A 16,132-nucleotide genomic window follows, 5' to 3' on the forward strand; every position below is an offset into this window, starting at 1 on the left:
TTTGAGCGCTGGGCCCCAATGCCTTGCCACCCCTCAGTGAGCGGGGCCACATGACTACTTTGCCCCAGATTTCATGTCCTGTCAAAGGTTTGTACTGACATATTTACAACATGACACGGACTGCATCTACTTGCGCGGGACGGCCAATTCTCCGGTGACATATTGACTCCGCCCGAAGCCGAAAGACCAGTCGCCGGGCGAGTTCTCCATGTAGCCGATGAAGACATCCTCGCCCTTGACGCCAAGCTCGGCGAGCCCTCCGGCGATGGCCTCAAAGAGCGAGCTCTTGGCCATCTGGGTTCGTCCGCCCTGCGTGAAGATCTGGATCATGATCACGTCAAGGCTGCGCTCAAAGCCCAACCCGGCATCCTGGGCCACTATTTGCGCCTCCGGATGTTCAGTGAGGATGTGGAAGTAGTCACGCTCAGGGATTTCATACTCAGAGACGATTGCATCGTGGATGGCCCGGCTGATGGCGGCCAATTCCTCCGCCGACCGGCCCTGATTGACGTCGATTCTTACCAGTGGCATTGTGCGTGCTCCTTCGAAGTAGTTTGTCCTGACATACTAACAAACAAGGGCATGAAGATACAGGGGCTCCCCGTTGTGGGGCCAGTTCTACGCCCCAAATCCACGAAGCGCCACGCACAACAGGCCCCACGACGCGCGTTAAAGCACTACGGCGGCCCCGCACCTTCCGTGGGAAAGGTGCGGGACCGCCGTCGTGCTTTAAAGAGCAACGCGGGGTCACTTTGAGCCCATTCCACGTTCAGGAATGGGCCATAAGTGACCCCGCGTTGCTTTGGTACTAGAGCGTTGCGTAAACCTCGCGCAGCAGCTTAGCGGTTTCGGACGGCGTCTTGCCGACCTTCACGCCTGCAGCTTCGAGAGCTTCCTTCTTGGCCTGCGCGGTACCTGCGGAGCCGGACACGATGGCGCCGGCGTGGCCCATGGTCTTGCCTTCAGGAGCGGTGAAGCCTGCAACGTAGCCAACAACCGGCTTGGTGACGTTGGCCTTGATGAAGTCAGCAGCGCGCTCTTCAGCGTCACCACCGATTTCGCCGATCATGACGATTGCCTTGGTCTCCGGGTCAGCTTCGAACGCAGCCAGGGCGTCGATGTGCGTGGTGCCGATGATGGGGTCGCCACCAATACCGATGGCGGTGGAGAAGCCGAGGTCGCGGAGTTCGTACATCATCTGGTAGGTCAAGGTACCGGACTTGGACACGAGGCCGATGGGGCCCTTGCCCGTGATGTTTGCCGGGGTGATGCCAACCAGGGCTTCGCCCGGAGTGATGATGCCGGGGCAGTTCGGCCCGATGATGCGGGTGATCTGGTTGCCGTCGGCGTCAACCTTGGACTGGGCGAGTGCCCAGAATTCGGCCGAGTCCTGAACCGGAACGCCTTCAGTGATGACTACAACGAGGCCGATGCCGGCTTCGATGGCTTCAACCACGGCGTCCTTGGTGAATGCCGGCGGAACGAAGACGATGGAGACGTCGGCGCCGGTTTCAGCGATGGCTTCCTTGACGGTGCCGAAGACGGTGATTTCCTTGTCGCCGTGCAGGACCGTGGTGCCGGCCTTGCGGGCGTTGACGCCACCAACAATGTTGGTGCCGGCCTTGAGCATCAGTGCGGTGTGCTTGGTGCCTTCGCCGCCGGTGATGCCCTGAACGATGACCTTGGAGTCTTTGTTGAGGTAGATAGACATTGTCGCGTCCCTTTACTTAGCTGCGTTGGCGAGCTCGGCGGCCTTGTCGGCGCCCTCGTCCATGGTGGCGGCCAGGGTAACCAGCGGGTGGTTGGCCTCGGTCAGGATGCGGCGGCCTTCCTCGACGTTGTTGCCATCGAGGCGAACGACCAGCGGCTTGTTCGCCGCGGATCCCAGCTCAGCAAGTGCACCCACGATGCCCTTTGCCACAGCGTCACAAGCGGTGATGCCACCGAAGACGTTGACGAAAACGCTCTTGACCTGGGAGTCGCCCAGGATGACGTCGAGGCCGTTGGCCATAACCTCGGCGGAAGCTCCACCACCGATGTCCAGGAAGTTGGCGGGCTTGACGTTGCCGTGGTTTTCACCAGCGTAGGCGACGACATCCAGGGTGGACATCACAAGACCGGCGCCGTTGCCGATGATGCCTACTTCGCCGTCCAGCTTGACGTAGTTGAGGTCCTGCGCCTTTGCCTTGGCCTCGAGCGGGTCAGCTGACTCCTTGTCCTCGAGCAGTGCGTGGTGCACGTGGCGGAAGTCGGCGTTTTCGTCGAGGGTGACCTTGCCGTCGAGGGCAATGATGTCGCCTGCGCCGGTGCGGACCAGAGGGTTGACCTCAACCAGGGTTGCGTCTTCCTTCTTGAAAACGTCCCAGAGCTTCAGAATGACGTCGGCCACTTTGCCGCGCAGTTCTTCAGCGAAGCCTGCGGCTGCGACGATCTCGTCAGCCTTGGCCTGGTCAATGCCCACAGCGGGGTCGATGGCGATCTTGGCCAGGGCCTCGGGACGCTCAACAGCCAGCTGCTCAATTTCCATTCCGCCTTCAACCGAGCACATGGCCAGGTAGTTGCGGTTGGCGCGGTCCAGGAGGACCGAGAAGTAGAATTCCTCGGCGATGTCCGCACCCTGGGCGATCATCACCTTGTTAACGGTGTGGCCCTTGATATCCATGCCCAGGATGTTGGTGGAGTGCTCAAGCGCCTCTTCGGCAGTCTTGGCAACCTTGACGCCGCCAGCCTTGCCGCGGCCACCAACCTTAACCTGTGCCTTTACGACAGTAACGCCGCCGATCTTCTCGGCAGCTGCCTTTGCTTCTTCAGGAGTGTGCGCCACGATGCCGGCGAGCACGGGTACACCGTGCGCTTCGAACATATCGCGCGCCTGATATTCAAACAGGTCCACGGTTTAGTGTCCTTCTACGTCGAAGTAGTTTTCTGTTCAGCCGGGAACCGCGATGACCGCGATAGCCAGCTGCGGAAAGTACGCGGTAACAACCAGGATTGAAGCCGGTCACATTGCGTAAGGTCCTCTCGGAACTTTAGCCCTTTGAGGAGTCCCGCCAGCTACACACTACCTGTTAAGTGAGTAACCTTACACTTCTATCGGCTGTAGAAAACCCGCAGAATGACGCGGTTTTTTGGCCGTTCATCGTCTGTTCGACGGCGATCACGACGCCGGTTCCAGGTTCCCCGTGACCGTTTTGCCGCCGTCGGAAATCAGCTGGTAGCCCTCCCTGCTGACAAAGAACGCCACGCCACCGGAGACATTTCCGCAGGCAACGCCGTTGTTATAGGCCGAGCACCGAAGGCCGTTGCGCTCGATGTTCTGCCCCTCGGCCAGCTCGCGAAGCTTGGAGATCGGTCCGCTCCGGCTCCCTTTGGGCCCAAACTCTGACTCCATTTGTGTTACGCCGGAACGACACGAGCCGTAGACGGCCTTGTCCGGCGAAAGAAGCACTGTCCCGCCGAGATAACCCAAGCCCGTTCCGGCGCAGTCGTCCGCGACGTCGGTTAGGTCAGGTTTGGCATACTTCGCCAATTCGCAGTGCACCACGGGCACCACGGCAAACTTGTTGTTGGCCGCGTCAGAATACGAGTTCGCCTCGTACGGCACGTTGAGGTGGCCGCCTCTGGACGAGGTCATGGCACACACGATGTTGCGGTCCGGCGTCACAAATGCGGTGACGCCCTCGCCTGCAGCCAGGGTGGTCTGCTCGGTGACCGGGACCTGTTTGAGCTGTTCCAGCGGAGGCAACGGCGCCGGCGGAACGTAATCAGGGTCCTTGGTGGCGAAGGAGCAGCCCGTGGCCAACACCATGAGCAAGGCGGCAAGAATCCCCAATACAGTCCGTCGCATGCCACCAATTATGCCGTGAGGCGTCAGGCATCCAGTTTGGTCAGGGGCGCGTACCGCAACAGCAGGCGCTTCTCACCGACGTCGAACTTCACCTTGGCGACGGTCTTGTCACCAGAGCCTTCCACTCCGAGCACAACGCCGTTGCCGAAGCTTGTGTGGTTGACCTTGTCCCCCACCACCACGGAAATGACTTCCTTTTGCGGCTGCACCCTGTTGCGTGCGACGGCGGCCGGGACGTCGGCGTCGAAACCGGCGGTTGGGCTGGCGGCAACGCCGCGTGACGTGCCTGCGCCCCAGAAAGAGCCGCCGTAACGGTTGGAGCCGATGGGAGCGCTTCCCCAACCACCTCCTGCGGCTTGCCGGCTCATGCCCTCACGTTTCCAGTCCACCAGCTCGGAGGGGATTTCCTCCAGGAACTGGCTGGCGGGGTTGTACTGGCTTTGGCCCCACATGCTGCGGACCTCGGAGCGCGTGACGTAGAGCCGTTTGCGTGCACGGGTAAGGCCCACGTAGGCCAGGCGGCGTTCTTCGGCCAGTTCCTTGGGATCCGTGGCGGAGCGCTGATGCGGGAAGATACCGTGTTCCATGCCGGTCAAAAAGACCACCGGGAACTCCAGGCCCTTGGCAGTGTGCAACGTCATGAGCGTGACAACGCCCATGCGCTTGGCTTCGGCCACCGCGGCGTCAATGTCCCCGCCGGGAGCATCAGGAATTTGGTCAGCGTCAGCCACCAGGGAAACCTGCTCCAGGAACTCGCCCAGCGAACCGTCCGGGTTGTCGCGTTCATACTCGCGGACTACGGCCACCAATTCGGCGAGGTTCTCCACGCGGGACTCGTCCTGCGGATCGTTGCTGGCGCGCAGACCGGCAAGATATCCGGTCTGCTCGAGCACGGCCTCCAGGGCAGCGCCAGCACCGGATCCGGAAGCCACCTCAGCAAGGTCATCCAGTAGCTTCACAAAGCCCAGGACGGCGTTCACAGAACGCGTTGCCATGCCGGGCGCCTGGTCAGCACGGCGGGCGGCGGCCATAAAGGACGTCCGTTCGCGTTCAGCCAAGGCAGCGACGGCACCCTCGGCGCGGTCGCCAATCCCCCGTTTGGGTTCGTTCAGGACACGGCGGAGGTTGACGTCGTCGTCAGGGTTTACCAGAACGCGCAAGTACGCCAGGGCATCTTTGATTTCCTTGCGTTCGTAGAACCTCGTGCCGCCCACAACTTTGTACGGCAGGCCCACCCGGACCAGCACGTCTTCAATGGACCGCGACTGGGCGTTGGTGCGGTAGAAAATGGCGACGTCACCAGGACGCAGCCCTTCCTCGTCCTGAAGCCGGTCGATTTCCTTGGCGATGAACTGGGCTTCGTCGTGCTCGTTCTCCCCGACGTAGCCGACGATCTTCTCGCCATCTCCCTCTGCCGTCCACAACCGCTTTTCCTGGCGGTTCGGATTCCGTGAAATCACGGAATTGGCGGCGGTGAGGATGTTCTGCGTTGAGCGGTAGTTCTGCTCAAGCTTGATGGTGCGCGCGTTGGGGTAATCGGCTTCAAACTCCACGATGTTGCGGATGTCCGCACCCCGGAAGGCGTAGATGGACTGATCGGAATCTCCAACCACCGTGAGTTCGCTGGGCTCGACGTCAGTATCAGTGCCCACGCCAACGATTTCCCTGACCAGCGCGTACTGGGCATGGTTGGTGTCCTGGTACTCGTCCACCAGCACGTGCCGGAAGCGACGGCGGTAGGACTCCGCGAGCGCGGGGAACGCGCGGAACATGTAGACGGTCTCCGCGATGAGGTCATCGAAGTCCATGGCATTGGCTTGGCGAAGGCGCTGCGTGTAGCCCTTGAAGACCTCTGCCACGGCTTGCTCGAAGGGGTCGTTGTGGTTTGCCGAGGAGACGTAGGAGTCGGCGTCGATCAGCTCGTTCTTGAGTGCGGAAATCTTGTGCTGGATGGCCTTTGGCGGGAACTTCTTGGGATCCAGATCCAGGTTCTTGGACACAAGCGTGATCAGGCGCAGGGAATCCGCGGAGTCGTAGATGGAGAAGTTCGAGTTCAAGCCGACGTTGGCAGCCTCGCGTCGCAGGATGCGCACACAGGACGAGTGGAACGTGGAGATCCACATGCTCTTGGCCCGGCCACCTACCAGGGCCTCGATACGTTCGCGCATCTCGGCGGCGGCCTTGTTGGTAAACGTGATGGCCAGGATTTCGCCGTGATGGGCACGCTTGGTGGCAATGAGGTAGGCGATCCGGTTACTCAACACACGGGTCTTGCCTGAGCCTGCACCCGCAACGATCAGCAACGGGCTGCCGGCGTGCTTCACGGCTTCTTCCTGCTGCGGATTCAAGCCCTGGAGGAGGGCGTCGGCAGACGGAAGCCTTCCAGCCCCTTGGTTGCCCCAACCACCGGAAGCAGGAGTGTCGTTTGTTTCGCTCCTGGACCCACCACTGCCCTCACCGAACCGGGCGCGGGAAGCGCCGCCGCCCGCGTGCGAAAGCTCCGGGGCAGCCTTGGTTGCGGCTTTGGAGCCTGCGTTGAAGGGGCCGTCTGCGTAGGGGTCGAACAACATATCCATGGTGACTACCAGTCTAGGCGGTGCCTCTGACACTCAAGGGCCACCCCAAAGAGAGCACCGCCCAGGCGATCAAAAACTACGCAAACTGGGGAACAGAGGTGAGGGCCCCGCTCAGCTCGCGGACCGCCGTCGGGCCTCCTGCAATAAACCAGTTAAGGCCGTTGACCTGCACGACGGCGGTGTCCCCACCTGCAGCGCGGACGATCGCCTTGCCAGGGAGCCAGTCCCACTCAGGGCAGCTGTGCTGGAACCAGCAGCCGAGCTCGCCATCAGCTACGCGGCCGAGGTCGCACGAGCCTGAACCGAACATGCGCAGCGATGCGGCGGAGACAGCAGCCGCATGCCAGGGCATTGCAGTGCGGGGGTCCGCCAGCCAGGTGGGGTGGATGTAGGTTGCTGCGCAGATTTGGCCAACGGGGAGGTCTCCGGAACCTGAAATACGTTCGCCGTTCAGGCTGGCCGGATGCTCGTCGCCGCCTAGCCAGAGCTTGTCCAGTTCGGGCTGGTAGATGGCCCCCAGCAACACGTCCGGATCCGCAACCGGATTGACTCGGTGATCTGAGGGATCTGAATCGTCGCGTTTGAGGGCAATGGCCGAGCACCAGTACGTGGATCCGTGCAGAAAGTTGTATGTTCCATCCACAGGATCGATCACCCAGGTCCGACCACTGCTACCGGCAACAGAGGTGCCTTCTTCGCCCAGGATGCCATCCTCCGGGCGGCAGCGTTGCAACTGTTCCAGGACATAAGCCTCGGCCGCATGATCGGCTGCCGTGACGACGTCCGACACTGACGTCTTGCGTGTGCCCTGCAGTCCGCCCATCCGCATGAGCAGGGCCAGTTGACCTGCCTCGCGGACCAGTGCGCTGGCCAATTGGTAGTCATCAAGCGATGGATCGAGTTCAGTTGCGGTGTGCCTGCCGGTGGTCATGGTCCCAGCTTATGTGGCGGGATAATGAATGACATGGCCAAGACACCAGCGCAGCGCATCAAGAAGCACGGAGCCAAGGCGGTGGTCCCCGATCACAGCCTCCCACCCGTGATCAATCCCACCACACGGAGGACCCCTGAGAAGGCGCAGAGCAACTCCAAGCTGATTGTCATCGCAGGCGTTGTGGCGAGCCTGTTCCTGTTCTGGTACCTGCACTTGCTGACGCTGAACCAGATGACGCAGCTTTCAGGCGGCCTGGCCATGCCGGATTCGCTGATCGGTGGGTTCTCCCAGGACTACGTCGCCCAGCTTCGCGCCGCGATGGACGAGCCCGCCCGGGGCCAGTTGAACTACGTCCATAAGACTGCCGGCACGCTCTTTCCGCTGATCTTCGGCTTCAGTTGGCTCCTGCTGATCGGCACCAACGTTGCGCGCAAGTCGTGGCGCTGGGCAATGTGGGCCGCTCCCCTGCTTTTTGCTGTGGCTCACTTGTGGTCCAACGTCGCCATTGATTCGATGCTGGCTACGGAAACGCCCGACGCCGGTTCGGTTGCCCTGGCTTCCGCCGTCACTATTGCGTCGTGGGTACTGTTCCTTATCAGCCTGCTGTGCGGCCTGGCGGCGGTGTTCCTTGGACGGAAGAACGCGAAACAGCCCTGACAGCTTTCCGTTCCCTTGTGACGCGGTGAGCCACTACCAGGCCTACCAAGGACAACCCCAGGATGATCGGATACGCCATTGTGCGCTCGATGGCACCCGGCTCCTCGACCCGCAACTGCACCGCAAGGACGTAGATGGTTGCTCCCAGTGAAACAACCCCGAACAAGAGCACCATCCCCCACATCTGCGTGTGCCCCCGCCATACCAGGCCCAGTATCACCAGGGACAGCGGTCCGGCGATGAAGTACAGTCCCGCGCCGGTCAGATGCAGCGCAAGGTCAGTGTCTTCCGGGATCAGGCCAACCATTGCCTGGCCGATGCCCGCCACGAGGATCAGCACCCTGACTGCCCCGGCTGCAATCCAAGGAAAGGCGTCGGGTGACGTGACGCTTGTTGCCATTCTTGGCCGGATAGCCCGGGCACCCGGTTCAGCCGCCACAGAGAGGACAGCCGAGCTCAGGAGCACTGCCCCGAGCACCATGGCAACCCCTTGGAGCACGAACGAGGCATTCATCAGCCAATTAAGCGGCGAGCACACCTCGTAACCGTTGAAGGGACCACAGTGGGCAGCGCCCAGATCACTGATCACGTGCGCACGCCGGTCATAACCTGGATTGCCTTGCCACACAGCCATCGCAATGGCTTCCACCACGAAATAGTGGATGAGGGTGATCGCGGCCCAACCCCCAATCAGCTCGCGCCTGCCAGCGAGGTCAGGCAGAAGTCCCCGGTCCCCGCCGAGCGGACCACCCGCCGTCGTCATAGCGCCAGAATAGTCCCGGAGTCCCGCGGGCGCACCCGTCCCGCTCCTGCCGTCCCAATGCCTGAATTAACGCAGGGCCTTCGCGGCTCTACGTACCGTGTGCACGCGCTGGGCGATGACCAGGCCGGCAGCTGCCAAGCCAATGGTGACGGGGTAGCCCATGAGCCGCTCAAGTGTTCCGGGCTGGGGCACCTCCATTCCCGTGATCCCGCCAACGATGAGTGCGCCGATACAGAGGGACCCGCAGGCGGCGATGAACCAGCTCATCGGGGTCTGCCGGAACCAGAGGATGCCCAACAGCAGCAATGCGAAGCCACCGCCGATGAAGAACATCAGGGCTCCGGCAAAATGCCATGGGGAGCCGACATCCTCGGGCACGAGTCCAACGATTACGGTCCCGGTGCCGGAAACACCCGTGAGTATTCGGATGGCCACAGCAATGATCCATGGCTTGGCCAACACCCGGGTCCGGGGCTCTTCATCGGCTGTGGCGGTGTGGAAGCGCTGGGCATGCACACCCGGACGCGCTGCCACGCACAAAAGCCCTGCGGTCAGGAACACCGCGCCAAGGATCAATGCCAGGCCCTGGACAACAAAAGAGGCGTTCATCAGCACATGTAAAGGCGAGCACACAGCCCGGTCCTCGTAGACGCCGCACGATACTGCGCCGAGGTCGCTGATGAACCCGGTGGCCCTGCTGTAGGGTTGCGGACCGGCCCAAGCCTCGATGACAGCAGACTCTGCGACGAAATACTGGACCACGCTCAACTGGGCCCAGCCGCCTATGTTTGCCCGCGCAGCGCGAACGTCCGGAAGGAACGTGCCGGTGGTTTCCCGTGCTGTCGCATGCCCTCTCATGACCGCCAGCCTAGCCGTGTTCGGGCACTGGCCCGGCAGCTTGTATGCTTGTAGTCGTGTCCGGCCATGGAGCTCCGTAACGGTACTCCGGGCCATGGACACGCAGGCCCTCGTAGCTCAGTGGATAGAGCACGGCTCTCCTAAAGCCGGTGTCGTTGGTTCGATTCCAATCGAGGGCACTTGAACCACCAGCAGCCCATCCAGGACTTGCGTGCCTATTTGGCCGGCACGTGGAATGTGGAGCGGACTCTCCTGGACCGGGCCTCCGGCACCCGCGGAACCTTCACCGGTGTCGTGCGTTACACGGAAGAGCCCGACGGCGATGGCCTTCACTACCGCGAAGACGGAACCATGCGCTGGCCCACCCACACAGGCCCGGCGTTCCGCGAATATCTCCTCAAGCCAGGCCCTGAACCGGATTCCATGGACGTTTTCTTCCCCGATGGCCGGCCATTCCATGTGATGAGCTTTGCGGAGCAGGCCAACCAGGATAAACACTGGTGCGATCCCGACGACTATTACGTGAACTACACCTGGGAAGGCCCGGATGCGTTCAGTTTCACGTGGGACGTCCACGGTCCGGCCAAGGATCTGCTGTTGGAATCGCATCTGGTCCGTATGAACGTCGAGAGGCAAGCGTGAGCGTTACTGATGTGATCGTGGTGAGCGCCGTGTGCGTTTACAACAAGGAGGGCCAGCTGCTGACCGTCCGCAAACGGGGCACGGACAAATTCATGCATCCAGGCGGCAAACCCGAGGCCGGTGAAACCGCGGCAGAAGCTGCCGCCAGGGAATTGTTCGAGGAAGTAGGCATCGAGGTAGCCCCCGATGGCCTCGAACCCTTGGGCGCCTGGCTCGCAGTGGCTGCCAACGAGGCCGCAACCAACATCGAGGCCACAGTCTTCACGGCTCCTGGAACCTGGGAAGCGCACCCTTCGGCCGAGATCGCCGAGATCCGGTGGCTGGACCTCACAGCACCCCTGCCCGAGGACCTCGCCCCGCTGCTGACGGATCACGTCATCCCGCTACTCACCTGAAGCGCTACAGCTCCGGAACAGCTTCCTCGGCCACGGCCGTGGCCTCCGCGAACTGGGTCCGGTACAACTCCGCGTAGCGGCCGTCGGCAACAAGCAGCTCGGTGTGAGTGCCGCGCTCCACGATCCTGCCGTCCTCTACCACCAGGATCACGTCCGCAGCACGGATCGTGGACAACCTGTGGGCAATCACGACGGCGGTACGCCCCTCGAGCGCTTCCCCCAAGGCCGCCTGGACGGCGGCTTCGTTGGTGGAGTCCAGCGCGGCGGTAGCCTCATCAAGAATCACCACGCGCGGCTGCTTAATGAGCAAACGGGCGATGGTAAGCCTTTGCCGCTCGCCACCGGAGAGCCGGTACCCGCGCTCGCCAACGACTGTTTCCAGGCCATCCGGAAGAGACCGGATCATGGGTTCCAGGCGTGCCCGCCGGAGCACCTCCCACATGTCCTCTTCCGTGGCATCCGGCCGGGCAAGGCGCAGGTTGGATGCAATGGTTTCGTGGAACAGATGGCCATCCTGGGTCACCATGCCCAGTGTGTCGCGCAGGGAGTCAAAACGGAGGTCCCGAACGTCCACGCCGGTGCCAGGTCCGCGCCCACCAAGGCGCACCGCTCCGGAGTCGACGTCGTACAGGCGCGACAACAGCTGGGCCACCGTGGACTTTCCTGCGCCGGAGGAGCCCACCAAGGCCACCGTCTGGCCCGGCTCAACGCGGAAGCTGACACCATGCAGCACTTCCTCGCCGCCACGCGTGTCCAGGGTGGACACGTCTTCCAAGGAGGCAAGGGACACTTTGTCCGCCGACGGGTACGAAAAGCGGACGTCGTGGAATTCCACGGCGACGGGTCCGGACGGCAGGGCCATCGCGTCCGGCTTTTCCGTGATGAGGGGCTGCAGGTCCAGGATCTCGAAAACCCGCTCGAAGCTGACAAGTGCGCTCATGATTTCCACGCGCGCGTTGGAGAGCGCGGTAAGCGGAGCGTAGAGACGGGTCAGGAGGAGGGCAAGGACCACTACGTCGCCTGGCGCCAGTTGGCCACCAAGGGCAAGCCAGCCGCCCAATCCGTAAACGAGGGCCAGGGCCAGGGCCGAGACCAAAGTCAGCGCCGTGACGAAGGTGAACTGCAGCATGGCGGTGCGGATGCCGATATCGCGCACGCGGCCGGCCCGGGCAGCAAACTCCCGGGATTCCTCGTCCGGCCTGCCGAAAAGTTTTACCAATGTGGCGCCGGGAGCGGAGAACCTTTCGGTCATCTGCGTACCCATGGCAGCGTTGTGTGCGGCTGCCTCGCGTCGGAGGTCCGCCAGCTTCGAACCCATTCGCCGGGCAGGTATGAGGAAGATCGGCAGCAACACCATGGCCAGGACAGTGACCAGCCAGGAGGTGTTGAGCATGACCACAAGGGTCAAGGCGAGCGCCACGACGTTGCTGACCACGCCGGACAAGGTGCCGGCGAACGCTGACTGCGCCCCGATGACGTCGTTGTTCAGGCGGCTGACCAGGGCGCCGGTCCGTGTCCGGGTGAAGAAAGCGATGGGCATACGCTGCACATGGTCGAACACGCGGGTGCGGAGGTCCACAATGACGCCCTCGCCGATGGTGGAGGACAACCATCGGGTCACCAGTCCGATTCCAGCCTCGCCAACAGCCACAATCGCGATGAGAACGGCCAGCCAGATCACTGTGCCCACACCTGCCTTGGCAATGATCGCGTCAACCACTTGCCCCGCAAGCACCGGCGTAGCCACGGCGAGGAAGGCGCCCGCGATCGAGGCAATAACGAAGGCTATGAGCTTGCCCTTGTGGGGCGCGGCAAAGCCCAGCACACGCTTCAGCGTTTCCTTCGAGAAGGGTTGCGAGCCGCTCTGGGCACGCGTGATCTTGTGCAGCGAGCTCCAGGCAACGCCATCCATGCTCATGGTTACTTCTCCTGGCCGGGGATGTGGTGAAGCTCCTGGACACGGCCGTTTTCCAGGTGCCATCGCGAATCGAGCCGAACGTTCTCCAGCAAACGCCGGTCATGGGTGACCAGCAGGAGGGCGCCTTCGTAGCTTTCCAGCGCTTCTTCAAGTTGCTCGATCGCGGGGAGGTCAAGGTGGTTGGTGGGTTCGTCCAGCACCAACAGGTTCACGCCCCGGGCCTGCAGGAGGGCCAGCGCAGCGCGCGTACGCTCCCCCGGGGACAGAGAGTCAACTGTCCGCGAGGTGTGGTCCGCTTTGAGGCCGAACTTGGCCAGGAGCGTGCGGACGTCCGCACTGTTCCAGTCCACCAGCACGGCTTCGACGGCGTCGCCAAGCTGCCGTCCGCCGTCCAGCAGCCCGCGGGCCTGGTCGATTTCGCCGATGGCGACAGACGCGCCCATGGAGGCCTCGCCGTCGTCCGGTTTCCGGGTGCCCAGCAGCAAGCGCAGGAGAGTGGACTTGCCGGCGCCGTTGGGCCCCGTGATGCCGATGCGCTCACCGCCGTTGAGTTGCAGGTTGACCGGTCCCAGCGTGAAATCGCCCTGGCGCACCACCACGTCACGAAGGGTAGCGACCACGGCACTTGAGCGGGGTGCCTGACCGATGCTGAACTGCAGTTGCCATTCCTTGCGCGGCTCCTCCACCTCGGTGAGGCGGGCGATCCGCGACTCCATCTGGCGGACCTTCTGTGCCTGCTTTTCGGAAGACTCCGTGCTTGCCGCCCTGCGGATTTTGTCGTTGTCAGGGTTCTTCTTCATCGCATTGCGGACGCCCTGGGAGCTCCACTCGCGCTGGGTCCGTGCGCGGGACACAAGATCGGCCTTGGTGTTGGCAAACTCTTCGTAGCGTTCGCGGGCGTGGCGCTTGGCGACGGCGCGTTCTTCGAGGAACGCTTCGTAGCCGCCGTCGTAGACAGCCACGGAATTCTGGGCGAGGTCCAGTTCCACTACGGTGGTAACGCAGCGCGCCAGGAACTCACGGTCGTGGGAAACCAGAACCACTCCTCCGCGCAGGCCCTGGACGAAAGCCTCCAACCGGGCCAGGCCATCAAGGTCCAGGTCATTGGTGGGTTCATCAAGAAGGACAACATCGAAGCGGCTGAGCAGCAGCGTTCCCAAAGCAACCCGGGCGGCCTGACCGCCGGAGAGACCTGTCATGAGGGCATCGGTGCCAAGCTCAAGGCCAAGATCCGCCAGGACAGCAGGAATCCGCTCCTCCAGGTCTGCAGCACCGGATGCCATCCAGCGGTCAAAGGCCAAAGAGTAAGCGTCATCCGTTCCGGGAGCCCCGGAACCGAGGGCCTCGGCGGTGGCCTCCATCTCGGCAGTGGCCTGTGCACAGCCAGTGCGGCGCGCAATGTACGCTGCGATGGTTTCGCCCGCGGTGCGCTCGTGTTCCTGGGGAAGCCAGCCCACAAAGGCGTCCGACGGAGCCAGGTTGACGGTCCCCTCCTGCGGGTGGTCCACGCCTGAGAGGATCCGCAGAAGCGTGGATTTGCCAGCGCCGTTCGCGCCTACCACGCCCACCACATCACCGGGCGCAACGGTGAGGGAAAGCTTTGAAAAGAGCGTGCGGTGGCCATGACCACCGGAAAGATCCTTGGCCACCAGTGTTGCAGTCATTCTCTATTCCTCTCGCAGCGCCATCAGGCGCTCGCGTCTACATCACCAGCACGGTAAAACAAGCGCGGGTCACCTACGAAACGCGGCCACACTGCCCACGATTCCCATGGGCATGGAAAAACCCGCTGGTCCGGACTTGGGGGGTGTACGGACCAACGGGTTCAAGCATCAAGCATAATTCAATGTGGCGTCGGCGTAAAATCAATCCGTACCTTCGCTCCGGCTCCTTTTTGGGCCAGGCCGCACTTGCCCGTTTGAAATACCCCAGAAAGCCCTCCATGCCCTTACCGTCCAAGGCGTTCCAACGCTGGCTTCACGGCGTTGCCCCCAACGCCAGCACAGCGGACGTCTGCAGGATTTCCGGGATTAAACGGACAACGCTGGCCCAACAGTTGGTCCGCGGCAAAGTGGCAGAGTCAACGCTGGTCAGCATCAGCCGGGGTTATCACATCAATCCCATGCAAGCCCTGGCCACGTTTGACCTCTACGCAGATCTTCGGGGCGATCCCGTCCCGCCCACGCCTGATGAACTGGTGAGCCAGATTGCCACCATGGATTTGCTGCGCGCGGTAGTGGAACGCAGTGAACCGGGGTCCGTCTCCGTCACAGCACTGTCGCCAACACCGCACCCCACCGCGGTTCGCAACTGGGTGGATGCAATCGACGACGGCGAGTTGCGGCACCGGGTCAGCGAAGCCACCGGCATCGCTCCACAGAACTTCTCCGCACACCTGACCGCCAACAGGCTTCCTCCGGAACTGGCCATCGCAACATCGCGGGCTGCCGGCGTCGGACCAGCGGGCGGGCTTGTTGCTGGAGGGCTGATCACCGAGGCCGAGGCCGGTTGGTCCCCCAATGGACGGCAGGAGGCCTTGGACCGGATGACCTTGGGCGAACTGGTGACCCTCGCCGGTGAGAGGCTTCAGGCGCTGGGCAAGACCTTGCGCCGCCAAGAACAAGACCATGAACGAACTGAACGAATTTGGGAGAACCTCGGATGACGGCTGTCCTGCCTTGGGCAACCTTGCTGGTGTGCCTGGCGATTACCATCGCGCGGATTCCGAGCCTGCTCAGGGGTGAGAACCGGGTGGTTTTCTATATTTTCGCGCTGATCACCCTGGATATCCTCCTCAGCATCGAAGGGCCCTACCTTGCCATCGATGCCCTGCTCGGCGGAGTTAACGTCACCAACCTGATCCTGCGGTTCCTGCTGTACGGTACGTTCCTGCTGATGGGCATCAAGATCGCCATGGGTTTCGCTTCCACGTCAGCGGAACGGGCCATTCGCGGCCCTTGGGGGCTGACAGTCCTGGGAATCACGGTGGCATTGACCACGTTCTTCTTCGTCATCACGGACACACGCGGTTCCACGGCGGGAATGACGGGGCTGACCTGGGGACCTTCCATGGAGGCCTATGCGGCTCTGGGCCGCTTCTATCCTGGATACGTATCAGCCTGTCTGCTGCCCGCGATCTGGCGGACCATCGTAGGCCGCTACCCCGCGTTGCTGCGTGCTGCCTCGGCCCTCCTGTTTATTGGCCTGGCGTTGCTGTTGGTGTCCCAACTCTTCCCACTGATCCCGCTGGTGCACCTGTGGCTGCGTTCCCTGATTAACTACTCCGCAGTGCTGGCCACCGCCATTGGGCTCGCTGGGATCTGGTTTTCCAAGGCATTTGCCAGGCGCAAAGCAAGACGCACAGCGTAAAGACTTTCACAAAACCATTAGATCGTGGCACAATCATGAATGTGTGAACGCGGTTGCAGCCTGGCACCGGAATCAGAGAACGGGTTTCCGGTGAATGTGGCGCCCACGTGATCACAATTGGGGGGATGAGTGGTGGCGGGCTGTTGGGGACCGCCCCCACTCAGCCTTTTTAA

Annotated in this window: 15 protein-coding genes and 1 tRNA gene; 6 read left to right on the forward strand and 10 right to left on the reverse strand. The window is 62.4% G+C overall.

What is annotated here, in order from left to right; all coding sequences use genetic code 11:
- Positions 1-126: 126 nt before the first annotated feature.
- The 6 genes from ABIE18_RS15845 to ABIE18_RS15870 form a co-directional block, all read right to left on the reverse strand.
- The gene (locus tag ABIE18_RS15845) at positions 127-531 is read right to left on the reverse strand and encodes a tautomerase family protein (protein ID WP_499723624.1); all 405 of its coding nucleotides are present in this window, start codon (positions 529-531) and stop codon (positions 127-129) included.
- A gap of 277 nt (positions 532-808) precedes the next feature.
- Positions 809-1,711 (reverse strand): succinate--CoA ligase subunit alpha, encoded by a 903-nt coding sequence (gene sucD, locus ABIE18_RS15850; RefSeq protein WP_498696280.1) that lies wholly within the window; start codon positions 1,709-1,711, stop codon positions 809-811.
- Positions 1,712-1,723: 12 nt separating this feature from the next.
- Complete coding sequence (gene sucC / locus ABIE18_RS15855; RefSeq protein ID WP_224093741.1) at positions 1,724-2,893, reverse strand: ADP-forming succinate--CoA ligase subunit beta; 1,170 nt, start codon at positions 2,891-2,893, stop codon at positions 1,724-1,726.
- Between the two features lie 264 nt (positions 2,894-3,157).
- Positions 3,158-3,847, reverse strand: coding sequence for a hypothetical protein (locus ABIE18_RS15860; protein ID WP_499723625.1), 690 nt, complete (start codon positions 3,845-3,847; stop codon positions 3,158-3,160).
- 23 nt (positions 3,848-3,870) lie between these two features.
- Positions 3,871-6,423, reverse strand: a complete 2,553-nt coding sequence (pcrA, locus tag ABIE18_RS15865; RefSeq protein WP_499723626.1) for a DNA helicase PcrA — start codon at positions 6,421-6,423, stop codon at positions 3,871-3,873.
- 76 nt (positions 6,424-6,499) lie between these two features.
- Positions 6,500-7,354, reverse strand: coding sequence for an inositol monophosphatase family protein (locus ABIE18_RS15870; protein ID WP_499723627.1), 855 nt, complete (start codon positions 7,352-7,354; stop codon positions 6,500-6,502).
- A 33-nt stretch (positions 7,355-7,387) separates the two neighbouring features.
- Here ABIE18_RS15870 and ABIE18_RS15875 point away from each other — a divergent pair, with 33 nt between their 5' ends.
- The gene (locus ABIE18_RS15875; RefSeq protein ID WP_499723628.1) at positions 7,388-8,014 is read left to right on the forward strand and encodes a hypothetical protein; all 627 of its coding nucleotides are present in this window, start codon (positions 7,388-7,390) and stop codon (positions 8,012-8,014) included.
- Here ABIE18_RS15875 and ABIE18_RS15880 read toward each other — a convergent pair.
- The gene (locus ABIE18_RS15880; protein ID WP_499723629.1) at positions 7,953-8,777 is read right to left on the reverse strand and encodes a DUF998 domain-containing protein; all 825 of its coding nucleotides are present in this window, start codon (positions 8,775-8,777) and stop codon (positions 7,953-7,955) included. The genes ABIE18_RS15875 and ABIE18_RS15880 overlap by 62 nt on opposite strands.
- A gap of 66 nt (positions 8,778-8,843) precedes the next feature.
- Positions 8,844-9,635 (reverse strand): DUF998 domain-containing protein, encoded by a 792-nt coding sequence (locus ABIE18_RS15885; RefSeq protein WP_499723630.1) that lies wholly within the window; start codon positions 9,633-9,635, stop codon positions 8,844-8,846.
- A gap of 106 nt (positions 9,636-9,741) precedes the next feature.
- Here ABIE18_RS15885 and ABIE18_RS15890 point away from each other — a divergent pair.
- From ABIE18_RS15890 to ABIE18_RS15900, 3 genes are all read left to right on the forward strand, one after another.
- Positions 9,742-9,814: transfer RNA gene (locus tag ABIE18_RS15890), tRNA-Arg, on the forward strand.
- A gap of 1 nt (position 9,815) precedes the next feature.
- A complete protein-coding gene (locus tag ABIE18_RS15895; RefSeq protein WP_499723631.1) occupies positions 9,816-10,277 on the forward strand; it encodes a DUF6314 family protein in 462 nt (153 codons plus the stop codon).
- Entirely contained in the window at positions 10,274-10,672 is a 399-nt protein-coding gene (locus ABIE18_RS15900; protein WP_499723632.1) for an NUDIX hydrolase, read from the forward strand. The genes ABIE18_RS15895 and ABIE18_RS15900 overlap by 4 nt, the downstream gene beginning before the upstream one ends.
- Before the next feature lie 4 nt (positions 10,673-10,676).
- Here ABIE18_RS15900 and ABIE18_RS15905 read toward each other — a convergent pair whose 3' ends face one another.
- Complete coding sequence (locus tag ABIE18_RS15905) at positions 10,677-12,590, reverse strand: ABC transporter ATP-binding protein (protein ID WP_499723633.1); 1,914 nt, start codon at positions 12,588-12,590, stop codon at positions 10,677-10,679.
- 2 nt (positions 12,591-12,592) lie between these two features.
- The gene (locus ABIE18_RS15910; protein ID WP_499723634.1) at positions 12,593-14,254 is read right to left on the reverse strand and encodes an ABC-F family ATP-binding cassette domain-containing protein; all 1,662 of its coding nucleotides are present in this window, start codon (positions 14,252-14,254) and stop codon (positions 12,593-12,595) included.
- Between the two features lie 278 nt (positions 14,255-14,532).
- Here ABIE18_RS15910 and ABIE18_RS15915 point away from each other — a divergent pair, with 278 nt between their 5' ends.
- Positions 14,533-15,255 (forward strand): hypothetical protein, encoded by a 723-nt coding sequence (locus ABIE18_RS15915; RefSeq protein WP_499723635.1) that lies wholly within the window; start codon positions 14,533-14,535, stop codon positions 15,253-15,255.
- Positions 15,252-15,959: a hypothetical protein gene (locus ABIE18_RS15920; protein WP_431118593.1), complete on the forward strand. Its 708-nt coding sequence runs from the start codon at positions 15,252-15,254 to the stop codon at positions 15,957-15,959. The genes ABIE18_RS15915 and ABIE18_RS15920 overlap by 4 nt, the downstream gene beginning before the upstream one ends.
- Positions 15,960-16,132: the final 173 nt, after the last annotated feature.

Source organism: Arthrobacter sp. 2762, assembly GCF_040548745.1.
Taxonomy (GTDB): domain Bacteria; phylum Actinomycetota; class Actinomycetes; order Actinomycetales; family Micrococcaceae; genus Arthrobacter.